The sequence below is a fragment of the Curtobacterium sp. Csp2 genome, assembly GCF_013347165.1.
This window is the reverse complement of sequence record NZ_CP054593.1, coordinates 384,983-399,874: the sequence shown is the minus strand read 5'-3', so window position 1 is coordinate 399,874 and position 14,892 is coordinate 384,983. Positions and strand designations below refer to the sequence as shown.

Below are 14,892 nucleotides of genomic sequence, written 5' to 3'. Positions count from 1 at the left end.
GAACCGCCCTCGTTGCGTTTCGCGGGAGCTACGGAGGTGGCTCGACCCGCCCTACGCGGCGTCGAGCGCCAATCGGTCGGACACGACGGCCGCCAGTTCCTCGGCGACGCGCTGGGCCTCGTCCTGCGAGGCGGCCTCGACCATCACGCGCACGACGGGCTCGGTGCCCGACGGACGGAGCAACACGCGTCCGGCGTCCCCGAGCGCGGCAGAGGCGGCGGTCACCGCGTCCTGCACGCCCTGGTCGTCGAGCCCGTGGCGGTCGACCCCGCGGACGTTGAGCAGCACCTGCGGGAACACGGTCATGCACGACGCGAGCTCCTGCAGGGTCTTGCCCGTGCGCGCCATCTCCGCGACGAGGTGCAGCCCCGTCAGGACGCCGTCCCCGGTGGTCGCGTGGTCGCTGAAGATGATGTGCCCGGACTGCTCGCCGCCGAGCGAGAACCCGCCCTCGGTCATCTTCTCGAGCACGTAGCGGTCACCCACGCCGGTCTCGAGCACCGTGATGCCCGCGTCCGCCATGGCCCGCTTGAGCCCGAGGTTCGACATGACGGTGGCCACGAGCGTGTCGGAGGCCAGCAGCCCCCGCTCCTGCAGGGACAGCGCGAGGATCGCCATGATCTGGTCGCCGTCGATCGCGTTGCCGGCGGCGTCGACCGCGAGGCACCGGTCGGCGTCGCCGTCATGCGCGATGCCGACGTCCGCTCCGGCCTCGAGCACCGCGGCGGCGAGGTTGTCGATGTGCGTCGAGCCCACGCCGTCGTTGATGTTCATGCCGTCCGGGTCGGCGCCGATGAGCGTCACCCGGGCACCGGCGTTGACGAACACCTCGGGCGAGACGCCGGCTGCGGCACCGTTCGCGCAGTCGAGCACGACGTGGATGCCGTCGAGCCGGTGCGGAAGCGTGCCGAGCAGGTGCACGACGTAGCGGTCCTCGGCGTCGGCGAAGCGCGTGATCCGGCCGACGTCGCCGCCGGTCGGGGTCGGTGCGGACTGGTCGTGCATGGCCGCCTCGATGCGGTCCTCGACCTCGTCCGGGAGCTTCCGGCCGCCCGTGGCGAAGAACTTGATCCCGTTGTCCGGCGCCGGGTTGTGCGACGCGGAGATCATCACGCCGAAGTCGGCGTCGATGTCGGCGACCAGGAAGGCCGCCGCGGGGGTGGGGATGACCCCGGCGTCGAGCACGTCGACGCCGGCGGAGGCGAGCCCGGCCGCGACCGCGGCACCGAGGAACTCGCCGGAGACGCGCGGGTCGCGCGCCAGGACCGCGCGCGGGCGCGGTCGACCGGACGCCCGGCGGGCGTCCGCATGGTGTCCGTGCGTGAGCACGGCCGCGCTGGCCTGGGCGAGACCCAGAGCCAGCGCGGCCGTCAGCTCGCCGTTGGCGAGACCACGAACACCGTCGGTACCGAACAGACGCGGCATTGCGATCGGGTTCGCCAGGCGACTAGCGCTTCGAGAACTGCGACGCCTTGCGGGCCTTCTTGAGACCGGCCTTCTTGCGCTCGATGACGCGGGCGTCACGGGTGAGGAAGCCGGCCTTCTTGAGGGTGGCGCGGTTGTTCTCGCGGTCGATCTCGTTCAGCGCACGCGCGATGGCGAGGCGGAGCGCACCGGCCTGGCCCGAGGGGCCACCACCGGTGATGCGGGCGGTGACGTCGTAGGCGCCGAGGAGCTCGAGCACCTTGAACGGGTCGTTGATGAGCTGCTGGTGCAGCTTGTTCGGGAAGTAGTCCTCGAGCGTGCGGCCGTTCACCGTGAAGGTGCCGCCACCGGGGACGAGGCGGACGCGTGCGATGGCCTCCTTGCGGCGCCCGACGGCACCGCCCGAGACGTTGAGGATCTGGCGGGGAGCGGCCTCGGACGCGACGGGCGCGCTCTCGGTCGTGAAGCTCTCCGGGGTCTGGTCGAGGGAGTCAGCGATCTGTGCCATGAGTTGAATCAGTCCTTGAAGTCGTCGTGGCCGGAACTACTGTGCGACCTGGTCGAAGGTGTACGCCTTGGGCTGCTGCGCGGCGTGCGGGTGCTCCGGGCCGGCGTAGACCTTCAGCTTCTTGAGCTGCTCACGGCCGAGGGTGTTCTTCGGCAGCATGCCGCGGATCGCCTTCTCGACGGCGCGGGTCGGGTGCTTCTCGAGCATCTCCGGGTAGGAGGTCGCGGTGAGGCCGCCCGGGTAGCCCGAGTGACGGTAGTAGACCTTCTTCGCGAGCTTGGAGCCGGTGAGGGCGACCTTGTCCGCGTTGATGATGATGACGTGGTCACCCATGTCCATGTGCTGGGCGAAGGTGGCCTTGTGCTTGCCGCGCAGGAGCGCCGCGGCGTGGGTGGCGAGGCGGCCGAGGACGACGTCGGTCGCGTCGATGACGATCCAGTCGTGCTGGACGTCTGCCGGCTTCGGGGAGAACGTACGAGTCACAGGAGTGCTGCTTTCGTGTCGAGGTGAGGAGTCCGTGAATCCCGCTCCGGTGGGTGTTCCTCGTGCGATGCACGCGGAACTGCCCGGTGGAGGGCTCATCTGACTGTCCGGCGCACGGGGCGCACAGACCAAGGAGAGAGCCTACCCGACGCGGCTCACCACGGCAACCACGCGCCGGCCTGGAGGCACGGGGCGGGCCCGCCACGCGCCTCCCGTCTGCCGCTCGGTCGCGTCGTGACCCGCGCTGCCCACCGCATCCGGGGCGGACCCGTGCGCGCCCCCGCGACGGACGACGTCCCCGCTGTCGGTCGACAGCGGGGACGTCCCTGTGGGGCTCGAGCGCGACGTGTCAGGCGGCGCGTGCCGTCCGACGACGGCGAGCGACGAGCACGCCGGTGCCGGCGGCGAGCAGGAGCAGCGCTGCCGCGATCCCGCCGGAGAGCTCCGTGCCGGTGAAGGCGAGTGCGCCCGTGGCGGGGTCGATGCGGATCGGCGTCCAACCGACCAGTGAACCGTCCGCGGCGGTCACGGCGAGGCGGTGCGCCCCGGTCGTGGTGCCGGCCGGCACGGTGACCCGGACGGTGCCGTCGGCGGCGACCACGGGGGTGCCGAGGAGCACGGGTTCGGAGTACAGCCAGACCGAGATGCGCTCACCGGCGCGGGCGGTCCCGACGCCGACCGTGATGGTCTCGCCGGCGCGGGCCGAGGCCGGGCCCGTGACGCCGCCGCGGTTGCCGTCCGTCAGCGAGTCGGCGTCCGGGGCGACGGGCGTTCCGGTGCCGATCCCGCCGCCGCTGCCGGTGCCGTTGCCGCCGCCGTTCCCGTTGCCGTTGCCGTTGCCGTTGCCGGGGGTGCCGCCGTTCCCGTTGCCGGGGGTGCCGCCGTCACCGTCCCCGTCACCGGGCTCGGTGGTGTCGCCGGAGGCCACGTCGAACCCGACCAGGATCGGGTCGTGGTCGCTCGCGCGGTACACGTCGTCGCGGTACAGGTCCGTGACGTTGTAGTCGTAGCGGCTGTACTCGAGGCCCACCGACTCGACCGAGTTGATGTTCCAGATGTCCACGCCCGTGACGTCCTCGAGCGCGGCGGGCGACGCGAGCACGTGGTCGAGCGAGCCGCTCAGGCCGCTGAACACGTAGGAGTACTCCGACGCGTCCGCGGCCGGGCCGAGGTCGGTGTAGCCGGCGTCCCGCAGGACGACCATCGGGTCCTCCTCGCTGTAGGCGTTGAAGTCACCGAGCATGAACACGCGGTCCGTGCCGTACTTCGCCTGCTCCGCGGTCGAGAACGCGGCGAGCGCCGTGGCCTGCCGGACGCGCGACTGGTTCGACGCGCCCTGCCCGTCGCCCTGGTCGGCGTCGGCCCCGGTGCCGGAGCCCTTCGACTTGAAGTGGTTCGCGATCACCAGGAAGTCGTCGTCCGCGGTGCCGCCGACCGGGCGGAACGCGTCGGCGACGGGCTGGCGGGCGTTGACGAAGGCCGGGTCGTCCAGGATCGTCGACTCGCCGACGGGCGCGACGCGGTCCTGCTTGTAGATGAGCGCGAGACGGATGACGTCCTCGCTCGCGGGCACCTTCGCGGGCGACTTCACGTACGCCCAGGTGTCCTGACCGGTCGCGGCGTTCAGCGCGGCGACGAGCGTCGCCACGGCCGCGTCGCGATCCTGCCCGAAGCGGGCCGAGTTCTCGATCTCCTCGAGCGACACCACGTCGGCGCCCAGGCCGTTGATCGCCTTGACGATCTTGACCTGCTGGCGGGCGAGGTCGTCGGCGTTCGCAGCGCCACGGGCGTCGCAGCCGCCGCGGACGGTCACGGGGTCGCCGTCACGGTCGGTGTAGTACGTGCACCCGGTGAGCTGGTCGCCGGTCGTCGGGAAGTAGTTGAGCACGTTGAAGCCGGCGAGCTTGAGGTCGCCGCCGACCTGCTCGGGTGCCGCGGTGCGGACGTTCGAGAACGTCGCCGGCAGGTCCGCCGCGGGGGTGGCGCCCGTGATCGGCGTGGTCGGCTGGAACTTCCACGCGTCGTTCCGGTAGTCGAGCACCACCGGCTTCGTGAAGGTCGTCGCGGCACCGACCGTCACCGGACCCTGGGTGAGCCACGACACCGGCACCGACTGGTTCGCGGCGCTGAGGAAGTTCGTGCTCGCGCCGTCGTCGAGGACCACCTTGCGGGCGGCGTTGTCGGCGGCGACCGCGGCGGCCTCGGCACTGCCCGGACGGGCGACCTCGGTCGGCTGGACGAGCCGCTTCGTCCCGGTGGCGAGCGTGACCTCGCCGTACTGGTTCGTCGTGTAGTTGTCGGCGACGGTGTAGTCACCCTGCGGTGCGACGAGCATGCTCTCGAGCGACTCGCGCTGCGCGTCGGTGCGGGGGAACGTCAGCGTGGCCGGGATCGGCTGCACGACACCGGCTGCGGGGAGCTTCGTGAGGCCGGCGGTCGAGGGCACCTCGAGCTCGGTGAGGCCGTTGTACTCGGCGACCGTGCCGGTGAGGCGCACGGCGTCACCGATCGCGACGCTGCCGACGGTCGACGCGGAGAACACGAAGACGGCGTCCGACGCGGTGTGGGTGGCGAGGTCCAGCGCACCGCCGGTCCCCGCGGTCTGCACCGTGTAGCCGTTCAGACCACCGGTCGCGTAGACGGCGGTGACGACGCCGTCGGTGGTGACGCTCTTGCCGACGAAGGGCGAGGACGCGCCGGTGCCCTGCAGCTGCGCGATGGTGACCTGCTCGGCCGGTGTCGTCGGCGTCCCGGGGTCGGTCGGGGTGCCCGGGTCGGTCGGGGTCGTGCCGCCGCCCTGGCCGCCGGCGTTCCGGGGGGTGATCGTCGCGGTGAGCGAGAAGTCCAGGGCGTTCGCGTCGGTGTCCGCGGCGTCCGTCCGGGTCAGCGCGTCGGGGACGGTGTTGCCCGTGCCCGTGGTCGCGGCAGCCGTCTCGAACGTGTTCGAGGTGCCGTAGCCGAGCACGTCGACGACGCCGGCCGTCCCCGCGGCGACCGTGCCGGCGGGGAGCGCGAGCGGCGTCTGGCCGTCCGAGAGCACGAGCGTGCCGGAGGAGCCCGACGGGTTGAGGCCGGTCACGGCGTCCGCGGTCGGCAGCGCCTGGCCGACGGTGCCGTTCGACCCCATCTGCACGAGGTACGAGCCGTGCGCCGGGACGGAGCCGGACAGCTTGCCGACGTTCGTCGCCGACGGTGCCGCTGTGCTCGTCGCGGAGCGGTACTGCAGCGACCAGCCGTCGACGCTGACGGCCGCGTCGGTGGGGTTCTCGAGCTCGACGAACTTGTTCGTGAAGGGCTGGTTCGCGCTGCCGCCCTTCAGGTACGCCTCGCCGATCACCAGCCCGGTGCCGGCGGGGTTCGCCAGTGCGGTCGAGACGGACACGAGGGGAGCGGCGACGAGCGTCGCCGCCACGGTGGCGCACAACACGGTGCGCCGCAGGGTCTTGGGCATGCTGACCTTCGGGAGGAGGAGGGGGACCCCAGCACGCTAGCCACCTGTCGGGTCGCTCAGGTTTCCGGCAGGTGAACGATCCGGTCCACCCCTCGCCGGGGGCCACCCCGCCGCGCGGTCAGTGCGCGACCGGCACCCACTCCCGCCCGACCCGGTGCACCGCGGGCCCGTGCCCCGGCAGCAGCACGCCCGGCATCGGCAGCGCCCGCGCCGACTCGAGCGCACGCTCCTGGTCGGCGGTGAAGAACGGCGTGATCATCCGCGGCCGGGGCGACCACGACGCGGGCTGCGTGTCGTGGTGCGACACGACGGCGTCGCCCGTGACGATCGCGTCCGCCGCCGGCAGCAGGTAGGCCGTCGACCCGTCGGTGTGCCCGTCGGCCGGCAGCGGCGTGATCGCCCGCCCGGCGAAGTCGGCCCCGGTGAAGGCGCGGACGGACGGCACGGTCGTGGGGCGGAGGGCGTCGGAGCGCAGGGCGCGGGCGAGCCAGCGGAGCGTCCGGGGTGCGGCGAGCCGTCCCCCGATCTCGGCCGGGGTCACCTGCTGCCGCTCGGGTCCGCGGACGTTGTCGAGCTCGTCGGCGTGCGCGAGGACCTGCACGTGCGGGTGCCGCTCGAGGATGCCCGGGATCCCACCGACGTGGTCGACGTGCCCGTGGGTGACGTACACACGCCGCAGGTCGGCGAGGTCGTGCCCGGCCCAGCGCACGGTCTCGAGCACGAGGTCGCTGTCCGCCGGGTAGCCCGCGTCGATGAGGGCGACGCCGTCCTCCTCCGCGAGCACGACCCAGTTCGAGACCGGCCCCTCGACGAAGACGACCCCGGGGGCGACGGAGACGACGGACCGGGGTTCGCGGGAGCTCATGCCCCGACGGTACCGGCGTCCGGCTCGTCGTCCGTCCGCCGCGCACGCGTCTGCGACGCGCGGGCCGCGAGTTCGTCGTCGGCCGGGTACCCGACCTCGGTCAGGGTGAGTCCGACGGCGGGCGCGACCGCGAAGGCGCTGGTCCGCTGCTCGGCGACCCGGAGTTCCTCGAGCCGGTCCGGGCCGAAGCGGCCCTCCCCCACGGCGATGGTCGCGCCGACCATCGCGCGCACCATGGAGTGACAGAAGGCGTCGGCCTGGAGGCGCGCCACCAGCACGCCGTCCGGCTCGCGGTCCCAGCGGAACTCCTGCAGCGTCCGGATCGTGGTCGCGCCCTCGCGCGGCTTGCAGAAGGTCGCGAAGTCGTGCAGGCCGAGCAGCGTCAGCGCACCGCGCTCCATCGCCACCGGGTCCAGCCGCGTCGGGTGCCAGAGCGTGTGCCCCCGACGACGCGGATCGCGACCGACCTCGGCGTCCGCGACCCGGTACTCGTAGCGCCGCCAGAGCGGGGAGAACCGGGCGTCGAACCCGTCCGGCGCGACCGACGCCCGCGTCACCACGACGTCCCCGGTGCGCCCGGCGAGCCCGTTCAGCCGCTTGACGAGCCCGTCGAGCGACGTCCGCGGCGGCCCGTCCGGCGCCGACCGGCGGGGTCGGGTCAGCGCCCCCCACTGTTCCGCCGACAGGTCCAGGTGCGCGACCTGTCCGGTCGCGTGCACCCCCGCGTCGGTGCGTCCCGCGACGGTCAGGAGCGGCGGCGCGCCCCACCGGGTGAACACCGTCGCGAGTGCGTCCTCGAGCGCCCCCTGCACGGTCCGCAGGCCCGGCTGCCGGGCCCACCCCGAGAACGCGGCTCCGTCGTACGCGACGTCCAGGCGCACCCGCACCGCTGCCGAACCGACCGTCTCGTCCACGCGAGCGAGCGTACCGGGGGCGAGGCGCGCCTCCCGTCCGGCGGTCGCCGTGCCGCGCGACCGCGAGCCGGTGTCAGCGCGTGTCAGCCCGTGTCAGTGCCACGTCAGTGGCGCGTGAGCGCCCCTCGGCACCATCGACCTCGACATCGACGAAAGGACCATCCCGATGACCACCACCCCCCTCGCGGTCGAGGCAACCGGCCTCGTCAAGACCTTCGGGTCGAACCGCGCCGTGGACGGCGTCGACCTCCGTGTGGAGGCCGGGACCGTCTACGGCGTGCTCGGGCCGAACGGCGCCGGCAAGACGACCACCATCTCGATGCTCGCGACCCTGCTGAAGCCGGACGGCGGCGAGGCCCGCGTCTTCGGCCACGACGTCCGCCGCGAGCCGCAGGCCGTCCGCTCCCTGATCGGCGTGACGGGGCAGTACGCGAGCGTCGACGAGACCCTCAGCGCCACCGAGAACCTCGTCATCTTCGCGCGGCTGCTCGGCCTGTCCCGCGGCGACGCGAAGCGCAAGGCGACCGAGATGCTCGAGCGGTTCGGCCTGACCGAGGCGGCCTCCCGACCCCTCAAGGCGTTCTCCGGCGGCATGCGTCGGCGCCTCGACCTGGCGGCGAGCCTGATCGCGCAGCCGCCGCTGATCTTCCTCGACGAGCCGACCACGGGGCTCGACCCGCGGACCCGCGCGCAGATGTGGGACACGATCCGGGAGCTCGTCGCGACCGGGTCGACCGTGCTGCTCACGACGCAGTACCTCGACGAGGCCGACCAGCTCGCCGACCGCATCGCCGTGATCGACCACGGCCGCGTCGTCGCCGAGGGCACCGCCGACGACCTGAAGTCCTCGGTCGGCACGGCCTCGCTGCAGCTGCGCCTGGCGGACGCCGATCCGGGGTCCCTCGCGACGGCGGCCGCGCTCGTCGAGCGAGTGCTCGGCACGCCAGCCGTGGTCAGCCCGGAGGGCGCGCGCCTGACCGCACCGATGACGGCGCCCGACCGCGTCACCGACCTGCTCGTGTCGTTCCGCGACGCGGGTGTCTCCCTCGCCGAGATGAGCGTGCAGAAGCCGACGCTCGACGAGGTGTTCCTCACCATCACCGGTTCGCCGTCGTCCCCGGACGACCAGGCCGAGACCGAGCGCGCGCTCGAAGGGAGCCTCGCATGACCACCGTCCTCGAACCCACCACCACCGCCGCGCCCCGGGTCACCCCGCGTCCGGGCGTCGGCGGCTCCGGCCTCGCGGCCACGGTCCGCCAGTCGTTCACGATGGCGTACCGCGGCCTCGTCAAGATCCGTCGGACGCCCGAGCAGCTGTTCGACGTGACGCTCATGCCGATCGTCTTCACCGTGATGTTCACGTACATCTTCGGCGGCGCGATCTCCGGCGACGTCGGCAGCTACCTGCCCGTGATCATCCCCGGCATCCTCGTGCAGACGGCGATCACGTCGTCGGTCGTCACCGGTGTCCAGCTCCGCGAGGACATGGACAAGGGCGTCTTCGACCGCTTCCGATCGCTGCCGATCGCCCGCATCGCCCCGTTGGCCGGCGCCCTGCTCGCCGACACCGTCCGGTACGCGATCGCCACGACGATCACCTTCGTGGTCGGCATCGTGATGGGCCTGCGCCCGGCCGGCGGCCTCGGTGCGGTGCTGCTCGCCGCCCTGCTCGTGATCGTGGTCGCGTGGGCGATCAGCTGGGTCTTCGCGTACTTCGGCGTCATCGCCCGCACCGCGTCGAGCGTGTCCGGCATCGCGAACCTCGTGCTCTTCCCGCTGACGTTCCTGTCGAACGCGTTCGTCCCGACGAACACGCTGCCCGCGTGGCTCCGGTGGTTCACCGAGGTCAACCCGGTCTCGCACCTCATCACGGCGGTCCGCGACCTGGTGAACCACGGCACCGTCAGCGGCGACCTGTGGCTCAGCCTGCTCGGCGCCGCGGTCATCGTCGCGGTGTTCGCGCCGCTGACGGTCCGCGCCTACATGCGGAAGGCCTGACGCACCCGCTGCGCGGTGCGCCTCACCGCTCGACGCGGAGCTCCTCGAGGAGCGCCCGCGTCCGCACGACGACCTCGTCCGGCCCCCAACCGGACGAGGTCGTCTCCGCGTCCGCCAGTGCCTGCTCGCCGACACCGGCCACCAGGAGCGGTCGGACCCGTGCGTGCGCGAGGACGGCGTAGTCCTGCCGGGTGCCGACCCGCGTGGCGACCGCCCAGCAGCGGGCCGCGTCCGCCGTGCGGCCGTCCCGCAGCAGCGCGATCGCCAGGCCGAGCAGGGCGGTCCCGACGACCGGCATGTCGAGCCACGCGGACCGCAGGCGCAGCTGGACGAGGGCCCCGGTCCGCAGACGGCGTGCGACGTCGCGTTCGCCGGCCGGGAGGCGCGTGCCGGCCCCGTCGGACCGGCTCGCGTCCGCGGCGCGGTCGGGTCCACTTCCGCGGTCGCGTTCGGGTTCGTGCTCGCGTTCGCGTTCGCGCTCGCGCCCGCGTACACGTGCTCGTTCGCGTTCGTCGACGGCGGCGATGCGGGCCGCGCCGGCCATCAACCGCCAGTGCACCGCGCGCGTGCGGGGGTCCCGCAGCAGGTCCCACGCCGCGGTGTACGCCGCGGCCGCGCGGTCCGGGTCGCCCGCCCACCGCGCACACTCGGCGTCGATCGCGAGCGCGAGCACCCCCACCTGCGCCGCACCGTCCTGCGGTCCACCCCGGAGGGTCACCGGGCGCAGGCGCAGGTCCTCGGCGATCGTGCGGGCCCGGTGCAGGTCGCCGGTGGCGGCCGAGGCGAGCCCGACCGTCCAGCTGATCTCGTACAGGTCGTCGTCGGCGCCGAACCGCTCGAGCTGCTCGCGGGCCGCCTCGGCGGTGGCGAGGGCCTCGGCGTAGCGGCCGCCCTGGGCGTGCAGCTGCGTGAGCGTCACCGCCGCCGAGCCGCTCGTCCACGCGTCCCCGGTCACGGCCGACAGCTCGGCGGCGCGTCGGGCGTACCGGAAGGCCGCCTCCGGTTCCCCGGCGTTCTCGGCGAGCGGTGCGCTGAGCATGTGCGCGAGGCAGGCCACCCCGGGGTCGCGGTCCTCCCGCAGGCGCGCGAGGAGGGCCGACCCCTCGACCGGTCGGCCGAGTGACAGGAGCAGGTCGGTCTCGGCGTCGAGCACCGGGAACCCGGTCGTGCCGGTCCGCCGCAGCCGTCGGAGCGTCGAGATCGCCCGGGCGCTCGTCCGCAGGTCGCCGAACGCCGCCGAGGCGCCGCAGAGGACGAGCGAGACGACGGTCGCCGCGCGGGCGTCCGGCGCGACGGGTCGGTCGCGGAGCAGGGCCACGACGTCCGGGGCGGCGGCGACGACCTCGCCGTGGGTACCGCGGAACGTCCAGTACCCGGCGAGCGCCGCGAACACGTGCGCGACCGTCGGGACGTCGTCGTCCCGGAGCGCCCACCGGAGCAGCGTCACGAGGTTCTCGGCCTCCCGCCGGACCTCCCGGAACGCGACGAGCTGCGCGGGACCGGAGGTGGCGAACAGGTTCCGCGCCGCCGAGAACCCGCGGCCCCAGGACGTCATCGCGGCGCGGACGTCGTCGATCGCGCCACGGTCGGTCAGCCGTGCGGCCCCGAACTCGCGGACGGTCTCGAGCAGCCGGTAGCGCACCGGCTCGCCCTCGGTCTCGACGAGCTGCACGAGGGACTGCTCCACGAGCTCGGCGAGGTCGTCGAACGCCGCGAGGTCGTCCCCGCCCGGCGCCACGGCCTGGACGGCGTCGACGGGGACCCCGTCGGGGAAGAGCGCGAGCCGGGTCAGGAGCTCCTGCGCCCCGGGGTCGAGGAGCCGCCAGCTCCACTCGATCACCGCGAGCAGCGTGCGGTGTCGTTCGGGGGCGCTGCGGTCGCCGCCGCGGAGCAGGGCGAACCGGTCGTCGAGCCGGCGTTCGACCTCCTCGACGCTCATGCCGCGGACGCGCGCGGCGGCGAGCTCGATCGCGAGCGGGGACCCGTCCAGCCGGGTGCAGATGCGCCGGACCGCGTCGACCGGCAGCACCGCTCCGGGGCGGGCCGCGCGGGCACGGTCCGTGAAGAGCCGGACGGCGGCCCCGTCCTCGGCGACGGGGAGCGGGGCGAGGGGGGCCACGACCTCGCCGGCGACGGCGAGCGGTGCGCGCGAGGTCGCGAGCACCCGGAGCGACGGCGCCGCGGCGAGCAGCTCGGCGGTCTGCCGTGCGACCCCGGCGACGAGGTGCTCGCAGTTGTCGAGCACGAGCACGGTCGGCCCGTCGTCGAGCACCCCGACGACGCGGCTGCGCAGGTCCGTGGTGACGGCGTCCCGGATCGACCGCGCCGAGCGCACCTCAGCGATCCCGAGCAGTGCCGCGAGCGCCGGCAGCAGGTCGTCGGCGTCGGTCAGCGGGGCGAGCTCGCACACCACGACCGCCGTCGTCGCGGGGAGCCCCGCCGCGACGGCCTGCGCGAGCCGGGTCTTGCCGAGACCGCCGGCACCGAGCACCGTGACGAGCCGGTGGTGCGCCAGCAGGTCCGTGACGGCGGCGAGGTCGACCTCGCGCCCGACCAGGGCGTTCGGCGCGGCCCGGAGGCCGATCCGTCGCGCGGCCCCTGCGGTCGGGACTGAGCGGCGGAGCAGGTCGGCGTTCAGTCGCACGAGCTCGGCGGAGGGATCGGCGCCGAGCTCCTCGACCAGGCGGTCCCGGTGCGCCGCGAACATGGCGAGCGCCTCGGTCACCCGGCCGTCCGCGGCGAGGGCGTGCATGCACCCGGCCACCGCCACCTCGTCGAAGGGGTCCGCGGTGGTCTCCGCGAGCCAGACCGCGGCGGCCTCGGCGGTGTCACCGGCGTCGAGCAGGAGCCCCGCGAGCCGTCGTCGGAGCGCACGACGCACTGCGGCCGCGCGGTCGGCGAGCTCCTCGCCCGCAGTTCCCTCGACGTCCGATCCCGGGTCGCCGCGCCAGGCGTCGAGCGCCGCACGGATGGCGGCCGGATCGTCGCTCGCAGCCGCACGCTCGGCGCGGAGGAGATCGATGTCGCCGTCGTCGCCGCCACCGAGCGCGTACCCGGTACTCGTCGAGACGACCAGGCCGTCCGCCACGCTCCGGCGGAGCCGGGACACGAGCGTCTGCAGGGCCGCACGGGCGCCCCGGGGACGCTCCTCCGGCCACAGCTCGTCGATGAGCGCCTCGGTCGTCAGGGTCTGCCCCCGGGCGAGCACCAGCGCGACGAGGAACACCCGCGCGAGCGCACCCGGCACGGCCGTCGGCACCCCGGACCGATCGCTGACCGACACGGGCCCGAGCACGCTGATCCGGCAGTCGTTCGGCACGGTCGGAGTCTACGGAGCCGGTGCCGTCACCGCTTCCGGCCGAACGGTCCCGTCTTCGTGTCGACGTCCTCGGTCGCGCGCTTCTCCGACTCGAGCACCCCACGCAGGGCGATGATCGCACTCGAGGTGACGGTCACGTGCGAGGGGTTCGAGCGGCTGGCGTCGAGCGCCTCCTCGAGCCGCACGATCGCACGGTCACCCTCGTCCTCCGGGCACTCTCCGCGAACCACGCAGGCGACCTGGCGGAGCGCCGCCGCGAACGGTTCGGCGAACGCCGGGTCCGGGCGCCCGAGGCTGTCCGCGACCGGACCCGAGCTGGCCACGAGTTCGGTGAGGTCCGTCGTGTACCAAGCGGCTCGTTCCAGGGCACGGAACCGGGCACCGTCGGTGGCGAGCCGGGCCCGCGAGCCGCGGAGGGCCGAGCGCGGGTTCATCCGGCGGCTCTCCTGCGCGACCGACACCCGGTCCCGCACGTCCGCGATCGCCCGGTCGAGCTTCGCCTGCTGCCGGTCCCACGCGTGCACGTCGGGCTCGCCCGCGTCGAGGACGTCGGCGAGGTCGTCCAGGTGCTCCGCCAGGACCCCGTTCACCTGGTCGATGCGCCGTTCCGCGTCCCAGAAGTGCAGCGGCGGCACGATCGCGAAGTTCACCGCGAGGCCGATGGCGATCCCGATCCCCATCTGCACGACGTACGCGAACGAGTAGTTCTCGGCGTTGCCCCCGCCGACGAGCAGCACGAAGAGCGCCGCCATCGGCACCCACGAGTACCCCTCTCCGAGGACCCGGAACCCGCTCACGAGCACCCCGAGCCCGACCACGAGCGCGACGGCGATCACCCCCGGGTCACCGACGAGCATCGTGAACCCGGCGATGAGGATCCCGAGCGTGATCCCCACGAGCGTCTGCACCCCCGCACGGATGCCGGCGAACACGGTCGTCCGCATCGCGACGATGGCCCCGAGCGGCGCGTAGTACGGGTACTCGGCGGCGACCCCGGGGGCGTACTTCGCCAGCGTCCACGCGATCACGGCCGCGAGCGCGGCCTTCGCCGCGAGCAGCAGCCGCGGCTGCGTCCCCGAGTCGCGGCTCCACTGCCACACGCGGCGCCCCGCGCCCGTGATCCGCTCTGCTCGTGCCATGACGCGGCCACGGTACGTGCGGGGCGCTGTGAACCCATCCGGACGGGAGGCACGTGGCGGGCCCGCCCCGTGCCTCCCGTCCGCCCTGCGGTCACCCCCGGAACGCGAGGAAGCCCCCGCGACGTGCGTCGCGGGGGCTTCCTCGGTGAGGTGCGGTGCCTTACTTGGTGTCGTCAGCCTCGGCGTCGTCGCCCTTGGCGGCGGCGTCGTCCTCGACCTCGGCAGCAGCCGCGGTCTCGTTCTCGGTCTCGACCGGGGCCGACTCCTCGGTGGTCTCGGTCTCCTCGACCGGGGCCTCCTCGGCAGGGGTCTCGGCGGCGGCCGGCGCGGCAGCAGCCGGGGCGGCGTAGCGCTTGACCGGAGCGGGCCCCCCCGAGACCGGCTCGAGCACGAGCTCGATCGAGGCGAGCGGCGCGTTGTCACCCTTGCGGAAGCCGAGCTTCGTGATGCGGGTGTAGCCGCCCTGACGGTCCTCGACCTGCGGGGCGATCTCGGTGAACAGCGTGTGCACGACGGACTTGTCGCGCAGGATGCTGATCACGCGACGACGCGCGTGCAGGTCGCCACGCTTCGCGAACGTGATGAGACGCTCGGCGACCGGACGAAGGCGCTTGGCCTTCGTCTCGGTGGTCGTGATGCGACCGTGCGTGAACAGGGCGTTGGCGAGGTTGCTCAGCAGCAGGCGCTCGTGGGCGGGACCGCCACCGAGGCGGGGGCCCTTGGTGGGCTTCGGCATGTCAGTTCTCCAGTGGTGAAAGTGGTGCGCGCGTCAGCGCGCGTGCGCGTTCGC

At 73.8% G+C, this 14,892-nt stretch carries 11 protein-coding genes; 2 read left to right on the top strand and 9 right to left on the bottom strand.

The window, feature by feature from the left end:
- Nucleotides 1-51: 51 nt before the first annotated feature.
- The 6 genes from glmM to HUN59_RS02000 all read right to left on the bottom strand — a co-directional run bounded on the left by glmM (nt 52) and on the right by HUN59_RS02000 (nt 7,646).
- Nucleotides 52-1,425: a phosphoglucosamine mutase gene (gene glmM / locus HUN59_RS02025; protein WP_174777349.1), complete on the bottom strand. Its 1,374-nt coding sequence runs from the start codon at nt 1,423-1,425 to the stop codon at nt 52-54.
- Between the two features lie 22 nt (nt 1,426-1,447).
- Nucleotides 1,448-1,933, bottom strand: coding sequence for a 30S ribosomal protein S9 (gene rpsI, locus HUN59_RS02020; RefSeq protein ID WP_058743227.1), 486 nt, complete (start codon nt 1,931-1,933; stop codon nt 1,448-1,450).
- Between the two features lie 36 nt (nt 1,934-1,969).
- Nucleotides 1,970-2,416: a 50S ribosomal protein L13 gene (rplM, locus tag HUN59_RS02015; protein ID WP_058743226.1), complete on the bottom strand. Its 447-nt coding sequence runs from the start codon at nt 2,414-2,416 to the stop codon at nt 1,970-1,972.
- A gap of 349 nt (nt 2,417-2,765) precedes the next feature.
- Nucleotides 2,766-5,867, bottom strand: coding sequence for an ExeM/NucH family extracellular endonuclease (locus tag HUN59_RS02010; protein WP_217483603.1), 3,102 nt, complete (start codon nt 5,865-5,867; stop codon nt 2,766-2,768).
- Nucleotides 5,868-5,985: 118 nt separating this feature from the next.
- Entirely contained in the window at nt 5,986-6,732 is a 747-nt protein-coding gene (locus HUN59_RS02005; RefSeq protein WP_058743224.1) for an MBL fold metallo-hydrolase, read from the bottom strand.
- Nucleotides 6,729-7,646, bottom strand: a complete 918-nt coding sequence (locus HUN59_RS02000; protein ID WP_254629966.1) for a tRNA pseudouridine synthase A — start codon at nt 7,644-7,646, stop codon at nt 6,729-6,731. Before HUN59_RS02000 ends, HUN59_RS02005 begins: the two co-directional genes overlap by 4 nt.
- Before the next feature lie 166 nt (nt 7,647-7,812).
- Here HUN59_RS02000 and HUN59_RS01995 point away from each other — a divergent pair, with 166 nt between their 5' ends.
- Together HUN59_RS01995 and HUN59_RS01990 are read left to right on the top strand one after the other, a co-directional pair.
- Nucleotides 7,813-8,814: an ATP-binding cassette domain-containing protein gene (locus tag HUN59_RS01995; protein WP_174777348.1), complete on the top strand. Its 1,002-nt coding sequence runs from the start codon at nt 7,813-7,815 to the stop codon at nt 8,812-8,814.
- Complete coding sequence (locus HUN59_RS01990) at nt 8,811-9,644, top strand: ABC transporter permease (protein ID WP_058743221.1); 834 nt, start codon at nt 8,811-8,813, stop codon at nt 9,642-9,644. The genes HUN59_RS01995 and HUN59_RS01990 overlap by 4 nt, the downstream gene beginning before the upstream one ends.
- Before the next feature lie 22 nt (nt 9,645-9,666).
- On the opposite strand, the gene HUN59_RS01985 is transcribed toward HUN59_RS01990, so the two are convergent.
- The 3 genes from HUN59_RS01985 to rplQ form a co-directional block, all read right to left on the bottom strand.
- Complete coding sequence (locus HUN59_RS01985) at nt 9,667-12,963, bottom strand: BTAD domain-containing putative transcriptional regulator (RefSeq protein ID WP_174777347.1); 3,297 nt, start codon at nt 12,961-12,963, stop codon at nt 9,667-9,669.
- Nucleotides 12,964-12,989: 26 nt separating this feature from the next.
- Nucleotides 12,990-14,102, bottom strand: a complete 1,113-nt coding sequence (locus HUN59_RS01980; protein WP_174777346.1) for an FUSC family protein — start codon at nt 14,100-14,102, stop codon at nt 12,990-12,992.
- A gap of 160 nt (nt 14,103-14,262) precedes the next feature.
- Nucleotides 14,263-14,838: a 50S ribosomal protein L17 gene (gene rplQ / locus HUN59_RS01975; protein ID WP_174777345.1), complete on the bottom strand. Its 576-nt coding sequence runs from the start codon at nt 14,836-14,838 to the stop codon at nt 14,263-14,265.
- Nucleotides 14,839-14,892 lie beyond the last annotated feature (54 nt).